Annotated in this window: 16 protein-coding genes; 5 read left to right on the plus strand and 11 right to left on the minus strand. The window is 64.2% G+C overall.

Annotation, left to right across the window (positions count from 1 at the left end):
- Window positions 1-2,135, minus strand: a 2,135-nt coding sequence (gene alaS / locus FEZ63_RS10740) for an alanine--tRNA ligase (protein WP_150944205.1), incomplete at its 3' end; no start/stop codon positions are given.
- Window positions 2,136-2,646: 511 nt separating this feature from the next.
- Between alaS and FEZ63_RS10745 the strand changes: the two genes are divergently transcribed.
- Window positions 2,647-3,687: a zinc-dependent alcohol dehydrogenase family protein gene (locus FEZ63_RS10745; RefSeq protein ID WP_150944618.1), complete on the plus strand. Its 1,041-nt coding sequence runs from the start codon at window positions 2,647-2,649 to the stop codon at window positions 3,685-3,687.
- Window positions 3,688-4,026: 339 nt separating this feature from the next.
- Here FEZ63_RS10745 and recA read toward each other — a convergent pair whose 3' ends face one another.
- On the minus strand, window positions 4,027-5,118 hold the full coding sequence (gene recA / locus FEZ63_RS10750; protein WP_150944207.1) for a recombinase RecA: 1,092 nt from the start codon (window positions 5,116-5,118) through the stop codon (window positions 4,027-4,029).
- Window positions 5,119-5,470: 352 nt separating this feature from the next.
- On the opposite strand from recA, the gene FEZ63_RS10755 reads away from it, so the two are divergent.
- Window positions 5,471-6,292 (plus strand): AbiJ-NTD4 domain-containing protein, encoded by an 822-nt coding sequence (locus FEZ63_RS10755; RefSeq protein WP_150944209.1) that lies wholly within the window; start codon window positions 5,471-5,473, stop codon window positions 6,290-6,292.
- Between the two features lie 34 nt (window positions 6,293-6,326).
- On the opposite strand, the gene cckA is transcribed toward FEZ63_RS10755, so the two are convergent.
- The gene (gene cckA, locus FEZ63_RS10760) at window positions 6,327-8,858 is read right to left on the minus strand and encodes a cell cycle histidine kinase CckA (protein ID WP_150944211.1); all 2,532 of its coding nucleotides are present in this window, start codon (window positions 8,856-8,858) and stop codon (window positions 6,327-6,329) included.
- A gap of 367 nt (window positions 8,859-9,225) precedes the next feature.
- Here cckA and FEZ63_RS10765 point away from each other — a divergent pair, with 367 nt between their 5' ends.
- Window positions 9,226-10,434 (plus strand): flagellar biosynthetic protein FliO, encoded by a 1,209-nt coding sequence (locus FEZ63_RS10765; protein WP_150944213.1) that lies wholly within the window; start codon window positions 9,226-9,228, stop codon window positions 10,432-10,434.
- A gap of 67 nt (window positions 10,435-10,501) precedes the next feature.
- Here the strand turns inward: FEZ63_RS10765 and dksA are convergent, their stop codons facing one another.
- The 3 genes from dksA to FEZ63_RS10780 form a co-directional block, all read right to left on the minus strand.
- On the minus strand, window positions 10,502-10,921 hold the full coding sequence (dksA, locus tag FEZ63_RS10770) for an RNA polymerase-binding protein DksA (RefSeq protein WP_150944215.1): 420 nt from the start codon (window positions 10,919-10,921) through the stop codon (window positions 10,502-10,504).
- Between the two features lie 187 nt (window positions 10,922-11,108).
- On the minus strand, window positions 11,109-12,137 hold the full coding sequence (locus tag FEZ63_RS10775; protein ID WP_150944217.1) for a hypothetical protein: 1,029 nt from the start codon (window positions 12,135-12,137) through the stop codon (window positions 11,109-11,111).
- Window positions 12,112-13,485, minus strand: a complete 1,374-nt coding sequence (locus tag FEZ63_RS10780; protein ID WP_150944218.1) for an MBOAT family O-acyltransferase — start codon at window positions 13,483-13,485, stop codon at window positions 12,112-12,114. The genes FEZ63_RS10775 and FEZ63_RS10780 overlap by 26 nt, the downstream gene beginning before the upstream one ends.
- 289 nt (window positions 13,486-13,774) lie before the next feature.
- Between FEZ63_RS10780 and FEZ63_RS10785 the strand changes: the two genes are divergently transcribed.
- Window positions 13,775-15,784, plus strand: coding sequence for a calcium-binding protein (locus tag FEZ63_RS10785; RefSeq protein ID WP_150944220.1), 2,010 nt, complete (start codon window positions 13,775-13,777; stop codon window positions 15,782-15,784).
- 129 nt (window positions 15,785-15,913) lie between these two features.
- Here FEZ63_RS10785 and FEZ63_RS10790 read toward each other — a convergent pair whose 3' ends face one another.
- Together FEZ63_RS10790 and FEZ63_RS10795 are read right to left on the minus strand one after the other, a co-directional pair.
- Complete coding sequence (locus FEZ63_RS10790) at window positions 15,914-16,900, minus strand: YcjF family protein (protein WP_150944222.1); 987 nt, start codon at window positions 16,898-16,900, stop codon at window positions 15,914-15,916.
- A complete protein-coding gene (locus FEZ63_RS10795) occupies window positions 16,897-18,345 on the minus strand; it encodes a YcjX family GTP-binding protein (protein WP_150944224.1) in 1,449 nt (482 codons plus the stop codon). The genes FEZ63_RS10790 and FEZ63_RS10795 overlap by 4 nt, the downstream gene beginning before the upstream one ends.
- A gap of 118 nt (window positions 18,346-18,463) precedes the next feature.
- On the opposite strand from FEZ63_RS10795, the gene FEZ63_RS10800 reads away from it, so the two are divergent.
- A complete protein-coding gene (locus tag FEZ63_RS10800; protein WP_150944226.1) occupies window positions 18,464-19,360 on the plus strand; it encodes a serine hydrolase domain-containing protein in 897 nt (298 codons plus the stop codon).
- Between the two features lie 39 nt (window positions 19,361-19,399).
- On the opposite strand, the gene FEZ63_RS10805 is transcribed toward FEZ63_RS10800, so the two are convergent.
- From FEZ63_RS10805 to FEZ63_RS10815, 3 genes are all read right to left on the minus strand, one after another.
- Window positions 19,400-20,416, minus strand: coding sequence for a hypothetical protein (locus tag FEZ63_RS10805; protein WP_150944228.1), 1,017 nt, complete (start codon window positions 20,414-20,416; stop codon window positions 19,400-19,402).
- Window positions 20,417-20,682: 266 nt separating this feature from the next.
- Window positions 20,683-21,207, minus strand: coding sequence for a SixA phosphatase family protein (locus FEZ63_RS10810; protein WP_150944229.1), 525 nt, complete (start codon window positions 21,205-21,207; stop codon window positions 20,683-20,685).
- Window positions 21,208-22,059, minus strand: a complete 852-nt coding sequence (locus FEZ63_RS10815; protein ID WP_150944231.1) for an AAA family ATPase — start codon at window positions 22,057-22,059, stop codon at window positions 21,208-21,210.
- Window positions 22,060-22,119: the final 60 nt, after the last annotated feature.

The following is a 22,119-nucleotide window of genomic DNA, read 5'->3' on the forward strand; positions in this document are numbered from 1 at the left end:
TGGCGCCGCGCGGTGTCGCCCGTCATCGCTTCGAGACGACGCACGCCGGCCGCCACCGCCGCTTCCGCCACGATGGTGACGAGGCCGATATCGCCGGTGCGATTCACATGCGTGCCGCCGCAGAGTTCGATCGAAAACGTCCGGTTGCCATCGGCCTTGCCCATGGAAACGACGCGGACCTCGTCGCCGTATTTCTCGCCGAACAGCGCCCGCGCGCCGGATTCGATCGCCTCCTCGACGCCCATGAGCTTTGTGACGACGGGTTCGTTCTGGAGCAGGACGCGATTGGCGATGTCCTCCACCCGCGACAGCTCTTCGTCGGCGATGGGCTTGGGGTGGCTGAAGTCGAACCGCAAACGGTCCGGCGCGACGAGCGAACCCTTTTGCGCCACGTGATCGCCGAGAACCTGGCGCAGGGCCTCGTGCAGCAGATGGGTCGCCGAATGGTTGGCGCGAATGGCGGAACGGCGCTCGTGATCGACTGACAATTCCAGCGATTGATCGATCTTCAACGCGCCGTGCTCGACCAGAACCTGATGGACGAAGAGATCACCGAGTTTCTTTTCCGTGCCGGTAACGCGAACGCGCGCGCCCTCCCCTTGCAGAATCCCGGTATCGCCGCTCTGGCCGCCGGATTCGGCATAAAACGGCGTCTGGTTGAGGACCACGAGGCCGGTCTCGCCCGCCTTCAGCTCCGCCACCTCCTGGCCGTCTTTCAGAAGCGCGACCACGAGGCCTTCGGCAACTTCGGTGTCATAGCCCAGAAAATCGGTCGCACCGACGCGCTCCTTGATGCCGAACCACACGGTTTCGGTCGCCGCTTCACCCGAGCCGGACCAGGCGGCGCGCGCCATCTGACGCTGGCGCTCCATAGCGGCCTTGAACGTATCGGTATCGACGCCGATGCCGCGGGCTTTGAGCGCATCCTGCGTGAGATCGAGCGGGAAGCCGAAGGTGTCGTAGAGCGTGAATGCCGTCTCGCCCGAGAGGTTCTGACCCTTGGTGAGCGAGCGCGTTTCCTCGTCGAGAATCGACAGGCCGCGTTCAAGCGTCTTGCGAAAGCGGGTTTCCTCGAGCTTCAGGGTCTCGGTGATGAGCGGCTCGGCGCGGATCAGTTCCGGATAGGCCTGCCCCATCTCGCGCACCAGGGCGGGAACGAGCCGGTACATCAGCGGATCCTTCGCGCCCAAAAGCTGCGCATGGCGCATGGCGCGGCGCATGATGCGGCGCAGCACGTAGCCGCGGCCCTCGTTCGACGGCAGCACACCATCGGCAACCAGGAACGACGAAGCGCGCAGGTGGTCGGCGATGACCCGCTGCGACGCCTTGTGGGCGCCCTCCGGCGCGACGCCGGTCGCATGCGCCACCGCCTCGATCAGGGTGCGGAAGAGATCGGTGTCATAGTTCGAATGGACGCCCTGCAGGATCGCCGCCATGCGCTCGAGGCCCATGCCGGTATCGATCGAGGGCTTCGGCAGGTCGACCCGGTTGCCGGGCTCGATCTGCTCGTATTGCATGAAGACCAGGTTCCAGAATTCGAGGAACCGGTCGCCATCCTCATCCGGGCTGCCGGGAGGGCCGCCCTGAAGGGCATCGCCCTGGTCGATGAAGATTTCCGAGCACGGGCCGCACGGGCCGGTATCGCCCATCTGCCAGAAATTGTCCGAAGTGGGGATGCGGATGATCTTCGAATCGGAGAACCCGGCGATCTTCTTCCAGAGCGACACCGCCTCCTCGTCGTCGTGATAGACGGTGACGAGCAGCCGATCCTTGGTGAGGCCGAACTCCTTGGTGATCAGGTTCCACGCCAGCTCGATGGCGCGGTCCTTGAAGTAATCGCCAAACGAGAAATTCCCCATCATCTCAAAGAAGGTGTGGTGCCGGGCGGTGTAGCCCACATTGTCGAGATCGTTGTGCTTGCCGCCGGCGCGCACGCATTTCTGCGCCGTGGTGGCCCGGTTATAGGGCCGTTTCTCGGCGCCCGTGAACACGTTCTTGAACTGCACCATGCCCGCATTGGTGAACATCAGCGTCGGGTCGTTGCGCGGCACAAGCGAACTCGACGGCACCATTTCGTGGCCGTTCTGGGCAAAGTAATCGAGGAAGGCCGACCGGATTTCGTTGACGCCGCTCATGACAATCTAAACTCGGGACTGGGGCTCGCGAGGGCCCGAAAAAGGTATTGCAAGGTCTTGCAGGAGGGCCGGTTTTAGACGGCGGCGCAAGTCCTGTCGAGAACGGCGTTTCGGGGGATGTGCCCGCTGGTTTCATGACAAGCGGATAAAGGAGCTCCCTCCTTCCCGTCATCTCGAGCCTGGCCCGGAGACCCACACTATCGTCCGGCACCGTCGTGAAAAGTCGTGGATGGCCGGGTCAAGCCCGGCCAAGACGTTGGAGCGTTTAGGTCATTGCTCCGCGACCAGCGCTGCCGATCTGCCATCCCGCCGCTGTCATGCCCGAGCTTGACTCGGGGACCCACGCCTTCCCACCCGCGCGAGAAAGGCGTGGGTGGCCGGGTCAAGCCCGGCCATGACGGGGGTGGGATCGGCGGGCGGTTGCGCCGATCGTATTCGGCCCGACTACAGTTACGGGCACGAAGGGTGTAAGCCCTCCGACACCGCAATTCCCAATGGAAGCCCGCCCGCCATGAAAGCCATCCTGTTCGAACAATTCCGCCAGCCGCCGCGCGTGCAGAACGTGACTGATCCCGCGCCCTCCCTTGAGGGAGTGGTCGTCAAGGTCGAGGCGACCGGCCTCTGCCGGAGCGATTGGCACGGCTGGATGGGGCATGATTCGGATATCGTCCTGCCGCACGTGCCGGGCCACGAACTGGCGGGGACCGTTCAGGCGGTCGGGAAGGGGGTCTCCCGCTGGCGCATCGGCGACCGGGTCACGGTGCCGTTCGTCGGCGGTTGCGGCCATTGCGCCGAATGTCATTCCGGCAACCATCAGGTCTGCGAGCAGCAATTCCAGCCCGGCTTCACCGCGTGGGGTTCGTTTGCCGAATACGTCGCCATCGATTTTGCCGACACCAACCTCGTCGCCCTGCCGGACGATCTCGATTTTACCGCGGCGGCAAGCCTCGGTTGCCGTTTCGTCACGTCGTTCCGCGCCATCGTCGATCAGGGCCGCGTCAAGCCGGGCGAATGGGTGGCGGTGCATGGCTGCGGCGGCGTCGGCCTGTCGGCCATCATGATCGCGAGCGCCATGGGAGCGAACGTCGTGGCGATCGACCTGACGGAGGAAAAGCTCGCCTTCGCGCGGACGATCGGCGCCGTGGCGACCGTGAATGCATCGCAGACCGAGGATGTGGTCGGCGCGGTGCGGGAGATCACGAAGGGCGGCGCGCATATGTCGATGGATGCGCTCGGCCACCCCACCACCTGCTTCAACTCCATCGCCAATCTGCGCCGCCGCGGCCGCCACGTGCAGGTCGGCCTGATGCTGGGCGGCCACAACCGTCCGCAGGTCCCGATGGACCAGATCATCGCCCACGAACTGGAAATCCTCGGCAGCCACGGCATGCAGGCGTTCCGCTATCAGGCGATGATGGACATGATCGAAACCGGCAAGCTGAAGCCGCAGGCGCTGATCGGCAGGCACATTTCGCTCGATGAGGCACCGGCGGCGCTGATGGCGATGGACCGGTTCGAGGGCATCGGGATTTCAATGATTACGAGCTTTTAAGGGCTCATGCAGAGATAAACCTACGATCCGAGCGTCATGGCCGGGCTTGACCCGGGCACCCACGCCTTAACCCCGCGCGTCGCAAGAAGAACGTGGGTGGCCGGGTCAAGCCCGGCCATGACGGCCGCAGGCGGGATGCCCGTACTTCTGACCCCCACTTTCCCACTCACCACTCACCACTCATCACTCATCACTCATCACTCACCACTCGCCATTCGCAATTCGCAATTCGCTGCTCCCTCCATTCGCTCCTCAACAGCCGCAACAGAAAAGACCGCCGCGATCGCTCGCGACGGCCTTTGGTTTGCCCCTTGAAGGAGAGCAAAATTCGGAGATGGCCTACGCGACGCCCTCGTCGAGATCGTCCGCCGTGGGGGTGGCCTGATCGAGGATGCGGTCGGCGAGCAGGCCGGCATTCTGGCGGATGAGGCCTTCGATCTTGTCGGCGACTTCCGGGTTGTCGCGCAGGAACTGCTTTGAGTTCTCGCGGCCCTGGCCGAGACGCTGGCTGTCATAGGAGAACCAGGCGCCGGATTTCTCGACGATGCCGGCCTTGACGCCGAGATCGATGAGTTCGCCGACCTTGGACACGCCCTCGCCGAACATGATGTCGAACTCGACCTGCTTGAAGGGCGGCGCAACCTTGTTCTTGACCACCTTCACGCGCACCGAGTTGCCGATCGGATCATCGCGGTCCTTGAGCGTCGAGACGCGGCGGATATCGAGGCGGACCGAGGCGTAGAATTTGAGCGCGTTGCCGCCCGTCGTCGTTTCGGGCGAGCCGTACATGACGCCGATCTTCATGCGGATCTGGTTGATGAAGATCACCATGGTGTTCGAGCGTGAGATCGAACCGGTGAGCTTGCGCAGGGCCTGGCTCATGAGGCGGGCCTGGAGGCCGGGCTGCACGTCACCCATCTCGCCGTCGAGTTCGGCCTTCGGCGTCAGCGCCGCCACCGAATCGATAACCAGCACGTCGATGGCGCCGGAGCGCACCAGCGTGTCGCAGATCTCAAGCGCCTGCTCGCCCGTATCGGGCTGCGAGATCAGGAGATCGTCGAGAGCGACGCCGAGCTTGCGGGCATAGGCCGTATCGAGCGCGTGTTCCGCGTCGACGAAGGCGCAGACGCCGCCCTTCTTCTGCGCTTCGGCCACCGTATGCAGCGCCAGCGTCGTCTTGCCGGACGATTCGGGGCCGTAGATCTCGATGACGCGACCGCGTGGCAGCCCGCCGACGCCGAGCGCGATGTCGAGGCCGAGGGAGCCGGTCGAGACGACCTCGATCTCCTCGATCTTCTGATTCTTGCCCAACCGCATGATCGAGCCCTTGCCGAACGAGCGCTCGATTTGAGAAAGCGCTGCATCCAGAGCTTTCGACCTGTCTTTATCCATCGATGAATTTTCCACCAGTCTCAGAGACGACTGCGACATGACCTGAGCATCCTTATGGCACGGAGGGCTATTGAGTCTCAACGCGGGTTTGTGAGATAAACGTACCCGGTTTGTTCCAAGGCGCAAGTTCTTTTTTTGTTCTCATGGATATTATTCCCCAATAAGGGTGTTGGACACGTCTGAAATTTCCTCGGCTGGAGTGTCGTCTCGAATTGCCGAATTTTACAGCTTTCCTCGTCAACGGACGGGTGGCGTTAGGTCCCGCCGACTAGAAGCGCCGAAAGGTGCCTCGGCAAAATACGAAACGAATGTTGATAATCCGCCGCCCAACTTATCGAAGCGGGGCAATTTGCTGTACACCTGTTAGATGCCAGATGATCCGCAGCCTTACATGCCGTTCTCGCAGCGCACCGGCCTGGATCCCATTCCCCCACAGCTAAAATTGGGCGAGGCATCCGACGATTTGCGGCGAATGATAGAATACTACGTTGGACTTGAAATTGGGCGAAACACCCGCTCGGGTTATGATCATTCATATTTCAACGACCGTTGGGAGAGGGTGACGAGGGACCTGCACGTTCTCTTCCTGAAGGCGGATCCGGATATATATGAGAACTCGCCTTACGACTGGCGAATAAGTCTCAAAAATTTTTTCCAGGGCGCGAAGATCGGACCGCTATTTAATCTAATTGAATTTTTGGTCCGGCATCCAAAATGCAGTGACGAGCTGAAGAGTGAGCTTGCGAGCGCGTTTGTCACGGCGCGCGCAGCCTACCGCATCATTGATGGTCAGATCGTCGCCATTGGCACAGAAGAACAGGCCGCAGCGTTCGAGAAGGCCGTTGTGGATGCGGCAGAAAATAGTGCGGGTGCGGCGAGAAAGCACTTGCTGGCGGCAGGCATGGCGCTTCGTAATTCGGACTGGGCCGGTAGCGTTAGGGAAAGCATCCACGCTGTCGAAGCCATCGCCATTCGCCTTGCGCCTGACACAACCACCCTCGGCCCGGCACTTAGCGCGTTAGAAAAGCAGGGCCACTTGCACGGCAGCCTCAAGGCCGCGTTCGGCTCACTGTACGGATACTCAAGCGACGAAGAAGGTGTGCGACATGCGCTCGTGTTCAAAGAGGAGGCCCAAGTCGACGAGGCAGATGCATTATTTATGCTCGGCGCGTGCGCCTCATTCGTGTCCTACTTATTGGCACGCGCTAATTGAGGCGCCGCTGCTGCCTTCGGACTGATGAGTTTCCCTACTTCCCGATCACCTGCTTCACGGTCTCCACCAGCTGGCGCAGGCTGAAGGGCTTGGGCAGGAAGTTGAACTCCTCCCCTTCGGGCAGGTTGCGGCGGAAGGCGTCTTCGGCATAGCCGGAGACGAAGATGACCTTGAGGTCGGGATAGAGCTTGCGTAATTCGCCCAGCAGGGTCGGCCCGTCCATTTCGGGCATCACCACGTCGGAGACGACGAGATCGACCGGCGCGCCGCGCGCCTCGATGATCTGCATCGCCTCGACGCCGGAGGCGGCCTCCAGCACCGTATAGCCACGGGCCGAAAGCGCCCGCGAATTGACGGCGCGGACCGGGTCCTCGTCCTCGACGAGCAGGATAGTGCCCTGCCCGGTCATGTCGGCGGCCGGCTTCTTGACGGTCTCGGGCTTGGTGTCGTCCGGCAGTTCATGCGCCTCGGGGATGTGGCGCGGCATGTAGATGCGGAAGATCGTGCCGCGTCCGAGCTTCGAATCGACGTCGATGAAGCCGCCCGATTGCTTGACGATGCCGAACACGGTCGAGAGGCCGAGGCCGGTGCCCTTGCCCATCTCCTTGGTGGTGAAGAAGGGTTCGAAAATCTTCTCCATCACGCCGGCATCCATGCCGGTACCGCTATCCGACACCTCGACCACCACGTAATCGGCCGCCGGCATGCCGCTCACATGCAGCCGCGCGGCTTCGCTTTCGGGCAGGTTCATCGTCCGGATCACCAGCTTGCCGCCATCCGGCATCGCATCGCGCGCATTGACCGCGAGGTTCACCACCACCTGCTCGAACTGGTTCACGTCGGCCTTCACGAACCACAGGTCGCGGCCGTGGCTGAGGTCGAGTTCGACGCGCTCGCCGAGCAGGCGCTTCAGCAGCATCGAGAGTTCGTAGAGCCGGTCGTTGAGGTTCAGCACTTCCGGCCGCAGGGTCTGGCGGCGCGAGAAGGCGAGCAGCTGGCGCACCAGGCTCGCGGCCCGGTTGGCGTTCTGCTTGATCTGCATGATGTCCTGGAAGGACGGATCGGTCGGGCGGTGATTGGCGAGCAGAAGATCGCTGTAGCCGATGATCGCCTGCAACACATTGTTGAAATCGTGCGCGACGCCGCCCGCAAGCTGGCCGACCGCGTTCATCTTCTGCGATTGCGCGAGCTGTTCTTCGACCTTGCGGAAATCGGTGGTGTCGAAGGCGTAGAGGATCGCCGCTTCGCCATCCGCCGCATTGTCGCTCACCGGCGTCACCCACACGCGCACCGAGCCGCTCTTTTCGCCGGCGGTGTGCAGTTCGAGCGGCGGAATATCGCCGCGGCTTTCGCCGGCGGCCTTCAGCGCTGCCGCCACCTGCGCGCCCTCGCCGTCACGAAACGCGTCGGTGATCAGCGGGCCGTCGACGCCTTCCCCCGTGCGCGGCAGGGTGCCGAACAACCGCGTGAACGGGGCGTTGGCCTGCAGGATGCGGCCCTGCCGATTGACCGTCGCGATGGCGATCGGCGTGTTGTTGAAGAAACGCGCAAACCGCACTTCGGCGGCACGCTGGCCCTCATCCACGTCGAGACCCGGCGACCGGTTCAGCACCAGCGTCCGCGAGGCGCCCATCGCGCCGTCCTGCCCGAAGGCGATGCGGTGATAGAGCCGGACCGGCAGGAACTGGCCGTTGCGGCGGCGCAGATCGAGATCGAAGGTTTCGGTGCGCACGCTGCCGGGCTCGCCGGAGAATGACGTCATCATCGCCACCACGTTGCGCGGCACCACGTCGGCCAGACCAAGCCCGCCGGAGCCGACCTGCGCGAGGTCGTAATCGAGCCAGGAGGCGAGCGTCGCATTCAGATAGACGATGTTGCCGTCCGGATCGATCGACAGGAAACCGGCAGGCGCGTGATCGAGATAATCGATGGCGTGCTGCAATTCCTGAAAGACGTTTTCCTGGCGCTCCCGCTCATGGGTGACGTCGGCGATGGTCCATAAGGCGGCCTGTGCGCCGTTGCGCGGCAAGGCGCGGACGCGGACCCGGTACCAGCCGAATTCCTGGGTCCCGTCGAGCGAGGGGGACAGGCGGATTTCCTCCGAACCCGTGCGATGTTCACGGGCCGATTGGGCCAGACGGTAGATCGCCTCCGAAACTTCCGGCGCGCCGGTGAAGAGACGCTCGACGGCCCTGATATCGCCGCCGCTCGAGCCGGCGAGGTCGAGATAGGCCTTGTTGGCGTAGACCACGCGCCCGTCATCCTCGATGACGATGAGGCCGTCACTGGAGGTGTCGGCCATGAGCTTGGTGATATCGTTGCGAACCGACTTGGTGCCAAATTGCATGACGCCGATCGCAATCGCGAACAGGAAGAACACGCCCGCCATCGCGAAGAACGCCAGCAAGCCGAGGATCAGCGGCTGGGCCTGATCGCTGCCGAGATAACGCAGGCTCAGGATCGCCCCGACGAGAATCGTCGCCAGTAGCAGAACAAGGCCGATATGGCCCGGACGATCGGAGCGATCGATCGGGTCAGCCGCTTGCGTGTCGCCCTCATAAGCCATGGAAGTTCGATATCCCCTTGAGGAAGGTGGGCGATGCCGGAGCGCGCCTCGGATCTGCGAGGTTGGTTGTGGCCGCATACTACACAGAATTTATTGATTGACCTCTAAGGCCGTACAAGAGGGTCTTCATTGTCCCCCGAAAGCCTGCGGGGATGACCACCCCGGCGGCTAGCGCTGGGGAAACGGGTCGCCCGCCAGCACAGTGTTGCCGCAATGTGAACCCAAGTGACGACCAGACGTTGGCTTCCCTTGGCGAGGTGCATCGTTAACCATCCATTAACCTTGCGGCTTCCTTTGCTGATCGATGTGTTACAAAGCCGTTCAGGAACGTGGCCTTCAATGGCCCCACAAAATTTGAGAGTTCATCGTGCTGTCTCAATTTGGTATCGAAGCGTCACGGGCGGCCCAGTACGTCATCGCTTTCGCGATCATCCTCGGTCTGGTCGCGCTGTTTGGATTGGTTCTCCGCAAATTGACGGGCGGACGGCTCATGATGAACGGCCCCGACCGCTCCCGCGCCCGGCAACCCCGCCTCGGCGTCGTCGATATCTACGATCTCGACCGGCAACGGCAACTGGTCCTGTTGCGCCGTGACAATGTCGAGCATCTGCTGCTGATCGGCGGCCTCAACGACGTGGTCATCGAAACCAATATCGTGCGCGTCGCCGGCGCGAGGATTCCCGCGGCGTCCACCGAGCAAGGCGCCGATCGATTCGAGCCGGCCTTCGAGCCCACCCGTCCGCAGGTCGAAACTCCCGGCAGGCCCTCCATCGAGACGCAGCTCGCGGCGCAGCTCGGCAGCTTCATGAAACGCCCCTCCGAGGAGGCCGGCGACGAAGAGGCTCCTGCGAGCGCGCCCGAACAGGCGCGCCCGGAGCCGGTCCTCAAAGTCGGTGCGGCGCCCTATGGCGCGGGCCCGTCGATCGACGGCTTCCGCCCCGAATCCGAGTCCACCCCGCGTCAGCCCGCCGAGGCGCCGCCCGTGCGGGTCGAGCCGCGCCCGAGCTACATGCCGCCGATTTTCCAGTCGCGGCCGACGCCGCAACCGCCGGCGCCTCCTCCACCCGCGCCCCCGCCGCCGGCGCCGCCGATCTTTCCGATCGGCCCGGTGCGGGCGACCGAGAACGCCGCCAATGACCGGGCCGCACCCGACGCGGCGATCCTCTCGGACATGGCCAAGCAGCTCGAGGAAGCGCTCAAGCGTCCGGCCACTCCGGTGTCATCGGAGCATGATCGGTCGGAGCTGGCCTCGGCCGCCATCGAGGACAATCCGGATCTCGAGGATGACGATCTGCTGGAGCCCACCGCGCCCGCGGGCGGCTCGCCTGATGTCGGCACCCCCATTATCCTTGCCGACGAGGTCACGGCCAGCGCGGAAGTCGTCGCGGTCGAACCCCGCGAAACCGAGGCACAGGGCCCGACGGAGCCGGAGACCCGACCGGCTCCGGAGCGGGCCGAGACCGCCGGTCCGCAAAAGCCCACCGAGAAGGTGGCCGATCCGTTCTCGGTCGAGGAGATCGAGGCGGAATTCGCCCGGCTGCTCGGGCGGCCGCTGGACACCGGCAAGAAGGGCTGATCCTGCAATCCCGAAACGAAAAAGGGCTCCGCGTACGGAGCCCTTTTTGTTGTCGGATGGAGGAGGATCAGTCGTCCCGATAGACCCGCTCGTTGCGCTCGTGACGCTCCTGCGCTTCGAGCGACAGGGTGGCGATGGGGCGGGCTTCGAGCCGCTTGAGCGAGATCGGGTCGCCCGTCTCTTCGCAATAGCCGTAGCTGCCATCATCGATCCGCGCGAGGGCGGCGTCGATCTTGGCGATGAGCTTGCGCTGGCGGTCGCGGGCGCGAAGCTCGATGGCACGGTCGGTTTCGGAGGAAGCCCGGTCTGCGAGATCCGGGTGATTCTCGTTTTCGTTCTGCAGGGTAGCGAGGGTTTCCTGGGCTTCTTTCAGGATGTCGCCCTTCCAACGGATGAGCTTGCGCCGGAAATATTCCCGCTGCCGTTCGCTCATGAACGGCTCCTCTTCGGTTGGTCGATAACCCTCGGCGATTTCAATATTCGTCATGTGGGCCGTTTTATCCCGATGTACTGTCGCGCCCCTATATACACTCGCGCGGTCCGCCACAACGGAGTTCAGCGTCACCGGTTTGTCTAATATCCGACCGGGTGCGCCCCCTGTGACGCTGAGGAAGTCGCCGACGTTGTGGCAAAAGAACATTTTGCCGCACGGGTCCGTCGCTCAGCCCGGTGGCTCAGTTCAATTTTGCGAGAGCCTGCGCGATGTCCGCCTCCATCGCCCGGGCGATCGGCTGGCGATAATGGCTCATGTCGAAAAACAGGCTCGCCTCCTGATTCTCGGCCCGCTGGACGCGCCAATCGACCACCGCCGACTTGGCATGGCTCCGCGCCGCCTCCGTGATGGCCTTCTTGCAGGCCGCATCGTGATAGGCCGGCTCGGTGCCGGGCGGAGGCTGGAAATTGGTGTAGGTGGCGGGAAACACCACGATGAGGGCAGCCTCCGCCGGGAGCGTCCGCGCGACCTCCCGCAATTTTTCGGCGGTCGGGAAGCGGCGCTTTCCTGCCAGCGGGTCGTGCTCGACTAAGGCCGCCTTACCGTGGGGCTTTTGCTCGAGACGCTGCCTCAGGACCGGGTCCCGGTCATAGCCAAGGCCGATATAGTCAGGTTCGTAATCCCAATAGCCATCCGGGCGGGCGCGCTCGGCGTCCGTGTCGAAAACATAGCCGAGGCGTCGCGGGGTCTCCTCGAGGATGTCGTAGCGCAGGAGGCCGCGGAGATATTCGAGGGGACTTTGCGAAAACAGCCAGAACGGGAACGGCTTGTCGTTCGGCATCGCCGGATCGGGATTGCACCACATGGCGTCGGCGCTGACGATCAGGGCCCGCACCGGACGCTCCCGATGGCGCAGGAACCACTCGATGAGCGTGAAATGTTCCTTGGGGCCCGTGGCGGGAACCGCGAGCTGGACGAAGTCGAGCCCGGTCGAGGTCTTGAGGCGCTCGGGCGAGAGCAGCTGAATATGCGAATTGCCGACGATCGTTGCGTTATACGCCTGATCCCGCCCGCGGCTCGCCGCCGCCGTCCGCGGACCTTGCGGACGCACGCCGGGTTTCGGCAGCAGGTTGGAGCGTCCGGTATCGTAGGGGTCGGTGGCGTAGGTCGCCGCGACGATCAGGCCCAGAACCGCGGCGGCGACGGCCAGAAGCACCGCCGAGAACCGCCTCCAGCGGGCCGGGTCAGAACTGGAAATAGATGAATTCATAATTCGCATCGTCGCCGACCTTGAACAGCACCATCACCAGGAGCACCGCGAAGGCGACGGCGATCCAGCGCTGCGGCGGCATCTTGTGGACGAAGGTCCAGGCGGTCGGGCCGATCACCGCGACGGCGGCCGCGAGCGCGATAGCACGCCACTTGAACGCAAATCCCTGCGGGCCGAGACCGAGAAGGCCCTCATATACCCTGATGGCGGCCTCAAAACTGGTGGCTCGGAAGAGCACCCAGGTCAGCATCACGAACGCGAAGGTCAGGCCCCAGCCGAGCCAGCTCGGCATGGAGCGCCCGGCCTTGCGCCAAAGCACGCCTGCGCCCAGCACCGCCCCGTGCGCCGCACCCCAGGCGACGAATGTCAGCCCCGCGCCATGCCACAGACCGCCGAGGGTCATGGTGGCGAACAGGGCCGCCACCTGCATGGCGAGCCCTTTGCGGTTGCCGCCCATGGCGATATAGAGATAATCGCGCAGGAACCGGGACAGGGTCATGTGCCAGCGGCGCCAGAAATCCTGCAGCGACACCGACCGGTAGGGCGCGTCGAAATTCTGCGGCAGCACGATGCCGAACAGCAGCGCGAGCCCCAGGGCCATGTCGGTATAGCCCGAGAAATCGAAATAGATCTGGAACGTGAAGCCGAGCGTCGCCTGCCAGGCCTCGCCCATGGCAATGGCCTTGCCGGCTTCCGCGGCCTGAAAGACCGGGTTCACATATTCGGCCAACTGGTCGCCGATGAACACTTTTTTGGCGAGACCGCAGACCAGCAGCATCAGCCCGCGGGCAACCCGCTCGGCGGCGTCCGGCCGGAGATACGGCCGCTCCTCGAACTGGTGCATGATCTCGCTCCACCGCACCAGCGGGCCGGCGAGAACCTGCGGGAAGAACCCGATATAGAGCGAATAGCGGACGAGATCGTAGCGCGGCGCCTTCCCGGCCTTCAGATCCGTCAAATACATGATGTGGTGGAAGGTGAAGAACGAGATGCCGAGCGGCAGCGCGATGTCGTAATGCGGCGCGTGCAGCCCCGGAATCAGGTTCGCCAGATCGGCGAAGAAGTTGAAATACTTGAACACCGCCAGCACCGCGAGATTGGCGCCGATGGCGAGGGGAATCAGAATGCTGCGGCCGGTGCGGATGAAGCTCTGGGCGACGATCCAGTTGACGAGGATCGAGAGCGCCAGCAGCGGAATGAAGCGCCAATCCCAGTAGCCGTAGAAGATGAACGACAGGAATGCGAGCAGCGGCAGCCGCCAGTCCGGCCGGAATCGCTCGACCAGCCAATGGCTCAGGAGCGCAACCGGCAAGAATCCGAACAGGAAGATGAATGAGTTGAAGAGCATCGCCGCGTGGGTCTGATCGAGCGGCGCGCGACATTCCCCTCCGCGCCAGAAGGCCGGTTCTTGTGAGCGAATGGGAAGCGGACGTCAACTTGTCGGTAAGGCGACGCAAAAACTTGACCGATCCAATCTTCCCCCGCCGGTCGTATGCCGCGATCGGGCCGTCGGACGCTCCGGGTTCAAAAGATGTGATTAAGTTGTGTTTTAGGACGAAAGACCGTGACACGCGTCTATTCTTTCCTTGCCCCAGCGTCTACGAGTGCAACTTCATTTTATTACAATGGGGTTTCCAGTGCCAATATCCACTCTCGATGCCGCGGACGCGGCCCTGCTCGCCGAATTCAACGATGCTGCAGACGAATTCGCTGTTCTGGCGGCGATCGATGCTCACGCGGCGGCTCTTCTTGAGGGCGACAGCGCCACGCGGTTCGCTGAGCTTCCGGACAATGCCGGCCGCCAGCAGGCCATCGGGCTCGGCCTGAAAGAGATCGCCGACCTGTTCGGCGATTTCACCTCGGTCGCGCAGCTCAAGCTCGCGCTGGAGCACCAGATCGCCGTCGAATACGCCAAGCACCAGTTCATCGGCGCCATGGACGCCGCAACGACGGCCGAGGAAATGGCCGCTGCCATCACGGCCCATGTGGACCTCCTCAACGAGCATCGCCAGGCCCTGATCGCCGAATGGGGCGCCGTTGCCGGCAACCCGGCCGTCGCCGCTCGCGTGGCAGAGCTGCAGGCCGAAGATTATACGACGGTTCTCAACGACGTCGCAGCCCGTCTCGGCGACTCAGGCTTCGTGGGCGATCTCGGGGCCAGCCTTCTCGATGCCCGCAATGCGCTGCCGGGCGGCAAGTTCTTTGGCGACGGCAAGATCATAGCCGCCCTGGATGCGGCCAATGACGGGCCGGATGCAGCGCTCCTGACCGCGTTCAACGATGCGGCGAATGAAACCACGATTCTGGCTGCCATCGACACCTACGACGCAAGCCTTCTTGAAGGCGATAGCGCCACGCATTTCCGGGCGCTCCCGGACGATGCCGGCCGCCAGAAGGCGATCGCACTCGGTGTGAAGGAGATCGCGGATCTGTTCGGCGATTTCACCTCGGTCGCGCAGCTCAAGGCCGCGCTGGAGCACCAGATCGCCGTCGAATACGCCAAGCATCAATTCATCAGCGCGATCGACAGCGCCACGACGGCCGACGAAATGGCCGCTGCCATCTCGGATTATGCGGGCACGCTCAATGCCGATCGTCAGGATCTGATCGCCGAATGGGGCGCGGTTGACGGCAACCCCGCGGTCGCCGCTCGCGTGGCGGTATTGCGGGCCAGCGACTACACCAGGGTCCTGGCGGAGATCACGGCTAAGTTGGGCGACGGCCCGTTCCTGGCGGATCTGGCGGCCGGCGTCCTTGCCGCCCGCAACGAGATGCCGAACGACAAGTTCTTCGGCGACGTCAAGATTATTGCCGCACTGGACGCGGCGAGCAACGACGCGCCAACCGATATCTCGCTCTCGAATGCGACTTTGGCCGAGAACACGGGCACTGGGGCGGTCATTGGCTCGCTCACGGCCCTCGATGACGATTTGGGCGACACCTTCAGCTTTAAACTGCTCGACGATGCCGGCGGGCGTTTTGCGGTTCAGGGCGACAAGCTGGTCGTCGCGAACGGCACCCTTCTCGATTTCGAACAGGCCACAAGCCACAAGATCGTGGTGAAAGTCACCGACAGCATCGGAGCCAGCGTCAACAAGATCCTGACGCTGTCGCTGTCCGATGTCCTGAACGAATCCGCTGTCGGCTCGTCCGGCTCTGACAACCTCTCCGGCGGCACAGGCAACGACAATCTCGCGGGCGGCGCCGGAGACGACGTGCTGGCGGCGGGCGCCGGCAACGACAAGATCGACGGCGGCACAGGCAACGACAAGCTCTGGGGCGGTCTCGGGAAGGACACGCTGGCCGGCGGCACCGGGAAAGACATCTTCGTGTTCAACACCAAGCCGAACAAGAAGACGAACCTCGATAAAGTCACCGATTTCAACGTCAAGGATGACACGATCTGGCTCGAGAACGCCATCTTCACGAAACTTGGCCGGAAGGGCAGCGAGACCTCGCCCGCCAAGCTGAACAAGAAGTTCTTCAGCATCGATGGCGCCAAGGACCGGGACGACTACATCGTCTATAACAAGAAGACCGGCGTGGTGTCCTACGATCTGGACGGTTCGGGCGCCAAGAAGGCGGTCGAGATCGTCACCCTCAAGAAGAACCTGAAGTTGACCTACAACGACTTCCTCGTGATCTAACGATCATGAAACTCGCTGCTTCCCGGATCCGTCCGGGGAGCAGCAGGAAGCAGACGACGATATATCCGCTGACAAACGTGGCGGATCGAGACGCCGCCTGAGCCGCAAGGCGGTGGCATGATTTTTCCCCTACTCCGCCGCAGCCTCGGCTCGGCTCAGCAACTCTCCCGCCACGTCGCCGATCTTCGGCGTTTCCTCGCGGATGAACGGCAGCGGGCGGCAGACGGCGAGCGCCGCGAGGCCGAAACGGGCGGTCATGAGGCCGTTCAGCACCCCCTCCCCCAATTTGGCGGAGATGCGCGCGGCAAGGCCGAGACCCAGAACCTGCTGCAGTAAGCTGTCGCCCACCGCGACGCCGCCCGTCACCGCGAGGTGGTTGAAGGCGGCTTTGGCGAGACGCAGGAAGCCGAACAGCCCCGGTCGCCCGCCATAGATCCGCGCCAGCGTCCGCAAGAGCCGCACGGCCGCGAAGACCACGAACGCCACATCGACGATGGCGCGGGGGCTGACGGCCGTCACCAGCGAGACTTGCTTTGCCGCGCCCGCGATGGCGCGCTTGGCCTGCGCATCGAGAGGGGCGAGCAATTCCCGCTCGGCGATGGCGAGGCGATCATCGGCATCGATGATCTCGTCCATCAGGCCCATGAGGCGGGCGGTGCCGGGAACCGCGCTTGCCCGCGAGCCGTAGAGGCTCAGGAGATCGGAGACGATGGCCTTGGCGCCCTTGTGATCCTTGACCGCCAGCACATCGGCTGCGGCCTCGCGCAGGTGCTCGATCTTCTTCTCCCGCCAGATGCCCACGAACTCGCGGCCGATGATGGCGAGAAAGGCCGCGGCCGCCACCACGGCCAGCACCAGCGCCACCCAGCCGAGCCACGGCGCGACCGCATAGAGGTCGACGATGAGCCGCTCGACAGCGAGCCCGAGCCCGAGCACCAGCAGGCCCGAGAGAGCCGTCAGAAAGATGCCGACCCATGGCGCCCGGCGCTTCGGACCCATCGGCACGATGACGCCATCGGCCGCCTCGATGGCGTCAAGCGGCTCGTCCGTCACCACGACGGAGCCGCTGGCAACCCCAGGATCGTCAAGGCGAAAGGCGCGTGGTTGGCGGCTCATGTGAAACGGTCCCCGAGCAGGAATTCAAGGGCACGGTCGAGGCGGATATGGGGCATCTTGGCCATCCGGCCCGCCGCATCGACGGGAAGTTTCGGGGGACGGAAGCGGGGAAAGCGCAGGGAGCCGGGCGTCACCGCTCCCTCGAACACCGCACTGGCGGTTTCGGGCAATTCGCCGGGGAAAATCGCCGCTTCCGTCTCGCCGTCGAAAATCTCGTCGCCGACCCGCTCGCCGGCCTCCGGCACGCCGGCCACCGCCCGCAAGGTTTCGCGGCCCTCCCGGATCGTGGTCTCGCGCGTGGCCCGCACCGAGGCGAGCGCCACGGTGCCGACCCGCGCGCCGGCGGCTTCCGTGCGCCGCGCGGCGCGGTTGACCAGAAGCCGCAGGATCGCATCGAGGCGGTCATGATCGGTGTGGTGGATATGGTCGGCCTTGGTGGCGGCAAACAGCACCTTGTCGGCCCGCGGCGAGAAGAGCCGCGACAGCAACGTGTTTCGCCCGGTGCGGAACGCCATCAGCACCTGGTCCAGCGCTTCTTCCAGTTCCGCCAGGGCAACCGGACCGGCATCGATGGCGGCGAGCACGTCGACGAGGACGATCTGGCGATCGATGCGCTGGAAATGATCGCGGAAGAACGGCCTGACCACATGGGTCTTATAGGCCTCGAAGCGGCGCTCCATGAGAGAAGCGAAACTGCCCGGCGCGATCTGGGCGCCTGTGGCAAGATCGAGCGGCGCGAAGGTGAGCGCCGGGGAGCCCGCAAGATCCCCCGGCATCAGGAAGCGGCCCGGCGGCGTCGTCGCCACGGTCTCGTCGTCGGTGCGCAGGCCTATCAGATACTCCTTGAACGCCTCGCTGGCCTTGCCAGCCAGCACCTCGTCCGCCGGCCCCGCCGGATCGAATGTCTCAAGTGCCTTGCGCCAGGTCCGCGCCGTCTCGACCCGATCGGGCTTGCGGCTCTGCGCGACGGTCTGGCGCGACCATTCCGCGTAGCCGGCGTCGAGGAGCGCAAGGTCGAGCAGCCATTCGCCCGGATAATCGACGATGTCGAGGGCAAGTGAAGCCGGCCCCGTGCGCCAGCCAGCCTTGCGTTCATACTCGATATCGACGCGCAACTCGCTGATCCGATTGGTGGATTGCGGCCAGCGGCGTTCCGCCGTCAGCGCCTCCATGTGCTCCTCGTAGGGGAAGCGCGGCACCGCGTCATCGGGCTGCGGCGCCAGGTGGGCGCGACGGATGCGCCCTTCCGCGGAGGCGCGAAACGCCGGCAGGTTCGTGCCCCGGGTCAGGTGATGCACCAGCGCCGTCGTGAACACCGTCTTGCCCGAGCGCGCGAGACCGGTGACGCCGAGACGAAGCGAAGGCTGCACAAGTTGGCCGGAAGCCTCCCAGAGCGAGTGCGCCGCCGATCCGGCGCGGGAGGCGAGGTGATTGAAAAAAGGCACTAGGAACTCGCACTTTGGGACGGGCTTGAAGTGGTACCTTACTCATGAAATTGCAAAGCAGGGTATCATTTCTCCCGTTCGCAAACGCGCGACCGAGACAGCATGGTGATGGGAAGTCATGAGCGTTAGCCAATCGGCTGTCGTGACCGAGGAGGGCGAGCTCGAAGAAAGGGCATCGACCGCCATCGTCCCCTGGTGGAGCTTTACCAAGGCGCTCATCGCCGCCGGGGTGCTTCGGCTGGCCGAGCAAGGTCGCGTCGATCTCGATCGGCCTATCCGTGGTCAATCCTACACGCTGCGCGCCATCCTCCAGCATCGCAGCGGCATCGGCGATTACAGCGGGTTGGCGGAGTATCACGAGGCCGTCGCCAAGGGAGATGACCCGTGGTCCGATGAAGCGCTTTTTGAACGCGTGTCGCCAGAGGCGTTTCTGTTCCGGCCGATGAGCGGATGGGCCTACTCGAATGTGGGATATCTGCTTCTGCGGCGAATGATCGAGCGGACCTGCGGCACGGGTCTCCCTCAAGCGCTGCACGAACTCGTCCTCGAGCCGCTCGACCTGCGACATTCACGGGTCGCCGAGACGCGCGAGGACATGCGCGCCACCATCTTCGATACCGGGAGACCCTACCATCCGGGATGGGCATTCCATGGAATCGTGATCGGCCCCGTGGCGGAAGCGGCGCTGGCGCTCCATCGCCTCATGCAAGGCGACCTGCTCACGCCGGCCTCCCGAGCGGCGATGCTTAACGCCCATGCAATCGGCGGCGCCCTTCCCGGACGGCCCTGGCTGACCACCGGTTACGGCCTCGGGCTGATGAGCGGAACGATGCAGCGCGTCGGCATGGCGCGGCCGCTCCATGTGATCGGTCATTCCGCGGGTGGTCCCGCCAGTACCGGGGCGGTCTATTGCGCGTCGCAAGACGGCTATCGCCGCACCGTGGCGGTGTTCGGGCCCGGATCGAACGAGGGCGCCGCCGAGGATCAAGCCCTGCGGCTTCTGGCGAGGATGTAGTGCAGCCCGAACGCTGACCGAGATGGGTTGCCAACGGCATCAAAGCTCAGGATCGGCGGAGGGCGCCGCTTTCCTGGCTTCCGCCCGCAGGATGGCCCGTTGCACGGCTCCCTCGATGAGGGCGGCGCCTGGACGCAGCATGCCGAGTTCGAACGACGACATGGCCGCCATCACCGCCGTCAGGTTCGGCAACGGCGTACCATCCGCTGCAAAGAGCTTCAGATCGTCATTGGGCCCGAGATCGAGGTCGCCCACCATGCGCTCGGCGTAGTTGCGCAGGCGCTGCTCGTCCGGAGCGCAAGCGGCGACAGCAGGTTTGGGAGCGGAGGCCGTTGCCATTGGCGCCGCGGCGGCTCTGATTTTTGGTCGTGGTGCGGCTTCCATCTTCGGGACCGGCTTCGGCTTCTCGCCCATCCCTTCCGCGATATCCGGCACCCGGTATTGCGGCGTTTTTAGCGGGATGACCATCGACACCCGGCCGGGCTTTCCGCCTCGGCCCTTGGCGGTGAACGTGGTGACGCCCTTGCCGCGTCGCGACGCCAGATAGCGGGCGCGCACCGTGCCGCCGATGCCCTTGACGGCGAGCACCGCAAGGCCGCCGATTCCGGTGGCGATGCCGCATTCGGCCGGTGCCCATCGCCGCACGATGTCGAGGGCGGATTTGCGGCCGAATTCGAGGTAGTAACGGCGCAGCAACGTCACCGCGGCGTCGGCGCCGTGATCGGCGGACGCGAAACCCACATGGCCTTCCGAATCCTTGCCGATTTCGCCATCCCAGCGCGCGCTCTTGATGCACCAGTAGTTGTTGAGCTTGACACACCGGGTGACCACCGGACGATCGGCACCGAGCAACGCTGCGGCCATCGCGACGGGCTTGGGCTCGAGCGTCCCGACGGTCTGCGAACGCCAGTTCGAAATCTCACGCGTCGCCGCGTCGTAGCGGATGGCCGCGATCGAGGGCGCATCACGATCGGCGATCATGGCGGAAAACCCCCAATGATCGGTCGAGAGCGCGCTTCCGGCGAGGAAGAGCGCGATGAGCGCCGAAGGCAGCATGGCGATGATTGCCCCCTGAAAACGCAGCCCATCATCGGGCGTGTTTCAGGCACAACGATGGTCGGGCGGCGAAGTTCAGCCGTCATTCCGGGGCCGCGAAGCGGAACCCGGAACCCATAACCATGAGGCTGCCGGATAAAGTGCCGCGCGGAACCGCGGGGGTTCATACGCGGGAGGTCAGCGGTTATGGGTTCCGGGCTCTCGCTGCGCTCGCCCCGGAATGGCGGGTTGGTCCGCCGTCGTTCGCGGCCGCGGAACAGCAATCCTCAATCGTCCTCGCCGGCGCCGAGGAATTTGGGCGTGACGAAACGTTCGAGCTTGCCGCCTCGCGGCTTGACCTCGGCCCAGCTCGCGCAATCGCAATCGATCACCGCGAGGCCGGCGGTGGGATATTTCTGCCGCATCCGCGACAACGCCTCCCCGTCGCCGTGGCTCGCCAGCAGGCGGGCCAGATCCTCAAAACCGGGATTATGGCCGATGATCAGGACGCTCGAGATCTGCGGGTCGATCTCCTGGATGAGCGACAACAGCCGCGCGGCCGGCGCATCGTAGATCCGCGGCTCGGCACGCATGGTCACGGGCCCGAGCGCCGGCTGGACCAGCGACCAGGTCTCCACCGTCCGGCGCGCCGGCGAGATCAGGACGAGGTCGGGCAGAAGTTCCTCATCGTCGAGATAATCGCCCATCAGCACCGCGGCCTTGCGCCCTCGGGCCGAAAGCGGCCGGTCCACGTCGAGCATTCCCGACGGCCAGGAGGATTTCGCGTGACGCAGAAGCAGGAGCCGAACCATTCACGACCGCCCTTCGCGCCGCGAGAGAAACGCGAGCTTCTCGAACAGCGTCACATCCTGCTCGTTCTTCAACAGCGCGCCATGCAGCGGCGGGATCAGTTTGCGCGGATCGCGCTCGCGCAATTGCTCGGGGCCGATATCCTCCGCCATGAGCAATTTCAGCCAGTCGAGAAGTTCCGACGTCGAGGGCTTCTTCTTCAGCCCGGGCGCCTCGCGGATCTCGAAGAAGATCCTCAGCGCTTCCTCGACGAGACGGCGTTTGATGCCGGGATAATGCACGGCGATGATCCGCGACATCGTCACTTCGTCCGGAAACTTGATGTAGTGAAAGAAGCAGCGGCGCAGGAAGGCGTCGGGCAGTTCCTTCTCGTTATTGGACGTGATGATGACGATCGGCCGTCTTTCCGCCCGCACCGTCTCGCCGGTCTCGTAGACGTGGAATTCCATGCGATCGAGTTCGAGCAGAAGATCGTTCGGGAACTCGATATCGGCTTTGTCGATTTCGTCGATCAGCAGCACGGGCCGCTGGTCGGCGGCGAAGGCCTCCCAGAGTTTTCCGCGCTTGATGTAATGGCCGATATCGGAGACGCGGGGATCGCCGAGCTGGCTGTCGCGCAGACGCGACACCGCATCGTATTCGTAGAGGCCCTGCTGTGCCTTGGTGGTTGATTTGATGTGCCAGGTGAGAAGCGGCGCCTTGACGGCGCGGGCGATTTCCTCGGCCAGGACCGATTTGCCGGTGCCCGGCTCGCCTTTGACGAGCAGGGGACGTTCGAGAACGATGGCGGCATTGACGGCGACCGTCAGATCCTCGGTTGCCACATACGATTCAGTGCCTTCGAAACGCGCCATTCTGCCTTCCCTTCCGGTCTTTTTCCGACCCTAGAGCCGGATCGCCCCAAGGGAAAGCGC

Source organism: Microvirga brassicacearum (genome assembly GCF_008757455.1).
Taxonomy (GTDB): Bacteria; Pseudomonadota; Alphaproteobacteria; order Rhizobiales; family Beijerinckiaceae; genus Microvirga; species Microvirga brassicacearum.